Source organism: Paenibacillus albidus (assembly GCF_014644435.1).
Taxonomy (GTDB): domain Bacteria; phylum Bacillota; class Bacilli; order Paenibacillales; family Paenibacillaceae; genus Paenibacillus_AQ; species Paenibacillus_AQ albidus.
Genome location: NZ_BMKR01000089.1, coordinates 1 through 4955 on the forward strand (window position 1 = coordinate 1; position 4955 = coordinate 4955).

Sequence of the window (4955 nt, forward strand, 5' to 3'; positions counted from 1 at the left end):
GAGACGTGCAGGATATGGAACAAATTGGGTGATGTACGCTCACCTTTATTCTTGCATGCCTTTACAGTTGTTCCAAGCCACCTCCTCCTCTGTTTCCTTCTTATCTCACACTTAACTAAAGGTGAAATCCTGCGAATTCATGAGCCTGCGTGAGAAAACTAAATCATTTCGAGGGAGCTTAACCGTTATTTATGATACGGTTCTCCGCGCTGTCTGTAACGGCAAGTTTTTTTCATGCACCAAAGTAAACCGTGTTAAACCACGGTTTTTTGTTTTGGGGGATATTTACAATCAGTTCGCTGTATGATAATATATACGTAGTTACGTAACTACGTTTTTAAATAATTCAGGGTAGGTGATCTCTTTGACAGTGTCTAGAGACTTTGGATCAGAATTGGATACTCTAAAAGCACAACTGAACGATCTCCAACAACTCGTTAGCCAAATCGCATGCGGTAACACCCCAAAAGTATCTCGAACTAAGACGGTTGATAAGAGTACGGTGTTAATCGAAATGAACAACGAAGAAGGAGAACTGGGTGGTATCTTTTATTCGGGGCAGTACCGTGGAGAGAAGTGGCGGTACAGATGGGAACCGCAAGAAAGACGCGTAGACCAACTGCTTGATTTAGATGGTGACAAAGTAGCCAAAGTGTTAGCCGCACTTGGTCACAAACAGCGCTTAGACATTCTTAGATCTGTATTGAAAGAACCCCTTTCTGGTTCAGAACTTGTTGAACGTTTAAACATGGGGACAACCGGACAACTTTATCATCACATTAAGGCATTGCTTGGAGCTGACCTCCTTGTCCAGGAAGAAAGAGGCGGGATGTACTCTCTACCCTCCCACCGAGCACTTCCGCTTCTCTTGTTACTAGCTGCCACCTCCGATTTACTTGATACAAGTGACTACATGGAATTGGCGGAAACCAGAAACAACGCTAGTGCTTATTTAGGTACACCTCAGGATGGCTACGACCCGCACCATCTTCTCTGGGCAGTGATAGAAAATTCAATTCTAGAGCATCAAGCAGGCTTCTGTAGCGAAGTGGGCATTTTTCTTCAAAGTGATGGCAGCATAACGGTATCTGACAACGGACGTGGAATCCCTGTTCAATTCCTTCCGAACACAGATAAATCTCGTGTGCAGGCCGTTCTTACTGAACTGGGCCATTATAGCACCAGCGACTCTTTTGTTGCTCCAGGTGGTGTAAAGGGTATTAACATTGCGGTTGTTAATGCACTCTCACAAAAGCTTTCAATTGAAGTTCGTCGGGAAGGAAAAGTCTTCAGGCAAGATTATAAGCATGGTATACCACAGTCTGGTTTATTAACTGTAGGAGTTACAAAGGAAACGGGAACAAGCGTTACTTTTCTACCAGACAAAGAGATATTCGGTTCCGTCTTTGATAAAAATATTGTAGCTAAACGTGTCCCCGAAATTTCTTCAAATTATCCCGAACTATCAGTTCACTTCTACGAAGATTGGGCATAACCCGTACCTGAAACAGCAAGAATGAAAAGCATATATTATATCTATGAGGCCCCTCAATTTGAGGGGCCATTTTTCGTTTTTAGGAGTGATAAAGAATGAGAATATTCAAGACCTAAGAGGACTTTGACGTCCTTCGCCGTGCTAGTGCACTTCCGGTGGCACTACTGGATCAGATCGAAGACTATTTTCTGCAACTAAGGGCTGAACTGGAGGATGAAGTTAGGAACAACTTTTGCTTGGACAAGTATGGCTACATCGTCCTTTTCGAAGCAGGAGACAATGTCCGCGACCTTGGCACCGTCGGGCTAGCCCGGGATTGTGGTGGTTTGCTCTGTAGTTGCCCAGAGTACGTCGAACTGCTCGACATAGTCGAAGGACTCCAGGCGTACAAAATTGCGGTGCTGTACGACAACGACTACCTGATGACGTTCTTCACGCAGACCGGGGCGCACGAGAGGAGGTGGAACAATGGCTGAAAGAGCATTGAACTGGAATTCGACCAGACACAAGCACATCTCGCCCTTCACAATCGTGATCTAGGGCATCTCTTTCTGCTAAGCGAAAGTACCGTCAGAAGCGCATTCACTGCCAGCATCGACACTTCTGACACTTTTCTTTCCCAGCCTCGGGGAGCCTCCTCCGTACATGAAACCCGCTTCCTTCCGTGGGATGTGACGAGGATGTTCCACTCAAAATACGATAGCCCTATGCACCTTTTCAGCGTTACCATAGCCCGAAACCTACACACATATATACAAATCCACGCCCCGCAAGGAATTCCGCAAAAAAACTTGCCCTTATTTAGGGTACGGTTCCCTGCGCTGTCTGTAACGGCAAGTTTTAGGGCCATCCTTTTGTGGGATGGCCCTTTCATTTTTCTCATTATGTTGAACTATGTTCCCCGTTAACGAGCCGCCAACATAAAAAACAGAGCATCTGAGGTCGCGCCTCAGATGCCTTGTATTTAGTATTGTTTTATGACTGGTTCAATTCTATAAATCTTCTACACCGGTAGGTAGGTTTTTACTCGCTACATTTGGCTTCGTGTACATTTTATTGAGTATGATCGTTTGCACGATAATGAATATACCGCCAACCGCCCAATATAATGGTAACGCGGCGGGCATCTCAAAAGAAAATACACCCATCATGATCGGTGACAACAATCCGATGAAAGCCATTTGGTTATTTTGATTTTGCTGATACTGCGCTGAAACGGATTGAGACACGCGGAACTGAACGTAATACACCGCAGCGGCAATAAGCGGCAAAATCATATCTATTTTCCCCAAGCTAAACCACAGAAAATCGTGAGCTGCAATCTCTGGGGTACGACGAATGGCGTAGTAAAATGCGAGGGTGATCGGCCATTGGAGAAGCATCGGTAAACACCCCATGTTTAAGGGATTAAATTGATGCTTCTGGTAGAGCTGCATCATCTCGACTTGCTGTTGTTTTTTTGCATCCGCACTGACGTCGTTCTTATACTTCTCCTTAAGTGCAGTTAACTCCGGCTGGAGGACGGCCATCTTTTCTTTCATGTCCATTTGTTTCTTGGTTTGATTCATCATGAGCGGCATGATCGCAAGTCTGATGATGAAAGTCATCAGCACGATCGATAATCCGTAGTTTCCGTGAAATGCATACGCGAAGAATTTGATCAAGATCGAAAATGGATAAATAAAAAAGTGGTTAAATATCCCTGATGAATCGGCATTAATCGAGTTTGATTGGGATGCTGTCGAACACCCGCTGAGCACAATGATCGGAATAACTCCAATCAACATGACGAGAATGGGCTTGGCCCATTTTTGGAGCAACAAAATCTTTTTCATCGTTGTCCTCCCTAATTGAAAGTATGGAATATCAATGTGGGGAAGGACCATTGTCGTTTTCATCAGGTGCTTCTCTTCGTCTGGCGATACGTACTATCCACCGCTGAATGCTGTTGGGTTGCGACAGTCTGACAGCCACAAACCAAGTTGAACCGGCTGCAGCAATTTCATGACCCCAGTGTATCTCTTGTAAAGAAAAATAGGTGAATGGAAGTAACACTAAGGAAGAGATGAGAGCGATCGAGAATGCCAATTGAACCAAGTCATAAAAATGCTCCAGTCAAGTTCACCTCTACATGAGCCATATTGGGAAAATTTGAATAATGATTATACGTTAGAAAAACTGTGTGGTTTCACTAACCTGCCCGTTAGCTGAACAGGCAGCCGATGATCTCGGCTGCCTATTGTCATAGTGCTATCGTTCTCCGTTAGCTTAACTTTTTCTCCCTGACTTTCCGAACATTTCTACCGTCTTAGTCGTACCAGATTTATTTCAACTTCACGGGCTCTAACAAATTTAAATGATATAACATACCTCCACTACTAGCTGAGCTTTCATTTCGAATATGTTCTTCTAAACACAGCCTTGATCGATCCGAATGGTACTTGTCGTCTTCTGTCAAACCCTTCATTAAAATCTTCCAAGACTCTCCTACATCATCGCTACTCTCCATCATAGCGTAAAGACCTCCGGGCAACACCATTTCCTTTAGATGCTTAGGGACATGGATACTTTCAGGGATCGTTGTACACATCCCATATCCATATGGAGCACCGATTCGTCCTGGGAAGGGCTTCACGTTACCCCCGAAAAACCGGGCCGTTCCCTCTAAATTTGACGATAGAATCCATTCCATAACAGGAGTCATCGCCTCATCCTCTGGAGAGGTGCTAACGGAGATATGATATGCAACTCTCATCGGTGGAAGGTTGACGATTTTATACATTTTATTTTCAATACGATTATCCATATAGACTGCCTCCATCTCAGCAAGAATTTTGTCCATACATGAATTACTGTCTTGTAGCCGAAGATACTTCAAAATCCTTTCCAGTCGATTTTGATAGCGTATAATCTCCTCTTTTTGCGCCTCAAGTGCTAATATTCTATTATTGATAACCGTATATAGTTTTAAAGCATTTATGTTTGCAATCACAGTCTTTATTTCCTTAAGCGGAATATCAAATTTACGCAATAGCGCAATAATACGGATGCTTAAGATCGCATTCTCATCATATACCCGCCATCCAGAGGACGGGTCCCGTTCGCTCCTGAATAACCCTTCGGACTCCCAGTGGCGCAAGGTGCGGCTCGTCAGCCCCATCTGCTCAGACATTTTGTTTATGGTTACAGATCTGTTCATAATACCCTCCCCTCCGAGCTCATCTTAATGGTAACACTTAACGCAGCGACAACTTCAAGAAGTTTTTTTAAATTTACCGGCGTTCCTTATCCCTAGTGCGATGGATCTTTTTATAAGCGATTAAATTATATTCTCTTCTAGACATAACTGCCCGTTAACTTAATAAACGGTTGCTTGTAGCAACCGTTCAAGTATCGTTCTCCGTTAGAATTCCTGTAGAATGAATAATTTAGACTTTGAACAAAAAAGAGCGCCTCTGTA

General features: G+C 43.8%; 4 protein-coding genes. 2 read left to right on the forward strand and 2 right to left on the reverse strand.

The annotated features are described in order from the left end of the window. The first annotated feature begins 370 nt into the window (after positions 1-370). Positions 371-1495, forward strand: a complete 1125-nt coding sequence (locus IEY53_RS34545; RefSeq protein WP_189032841.1) for an ATP-binding protein — start codon at positions 371-373, stop codon at positions 1493-1495. Positions 1496-1731: 236 nt separating this feature from the next. After that, positions 1732-1971, forward strand: coding sequence for a hypothetical protein (locus IEY53_RS34550; RefSeq protein WP_189032843.1), 240 nt, complete (start codon positions 1732-1734; stop codon positions 1969-1971). A 516-nt stretch (positions 1972-2487) separates the two neighbouring features. On the opposite strand, the gene yidC is transcribed toward IEY53_RS34550, so the two are convergent. After that, positions 2488-3330 (reverse strand): membrane protein insertase YidC, encoded by an 843-nt coding sequence (yidC, locus tag IEY53_RS34555; RefSeq protein WP_189032845.1) that lies wholly within the window; start codon positions 3328-3330, stop codon positions 2488-2490. A 488-nt stretch (positions 3331-3818) separates the two neighbouring features. Then, positions 3819-4694: a MerR family transcriptional regulator gene (locus IEY53_RS34560; RefSeq protein WP_189032847.1), complete on the reverse strand. Its 876-nt coding sequence runs from the start codon at positions 4692-4694 to the stop codon at positions 3819-3821. Between the last annotated feature and the right edge of the window lie 261 nt (positions 4695-4955).

Coding starts and splice junctions, on each gene's coding strand:
- yidC (WP_189032845.1), bottom strand. CDS start 3,330: ATGAAAAAGATTTTGTTGCTCCAAAAATGGGCCAAGCCCATTCTCGTC.
- IEY53_RS34560 (WP_189032847.1), bottom strand. CDS start 4,694: ATGAACAGATCTGTAACCATAAACAAAATGTCTGAGCAGATGGGGCTG.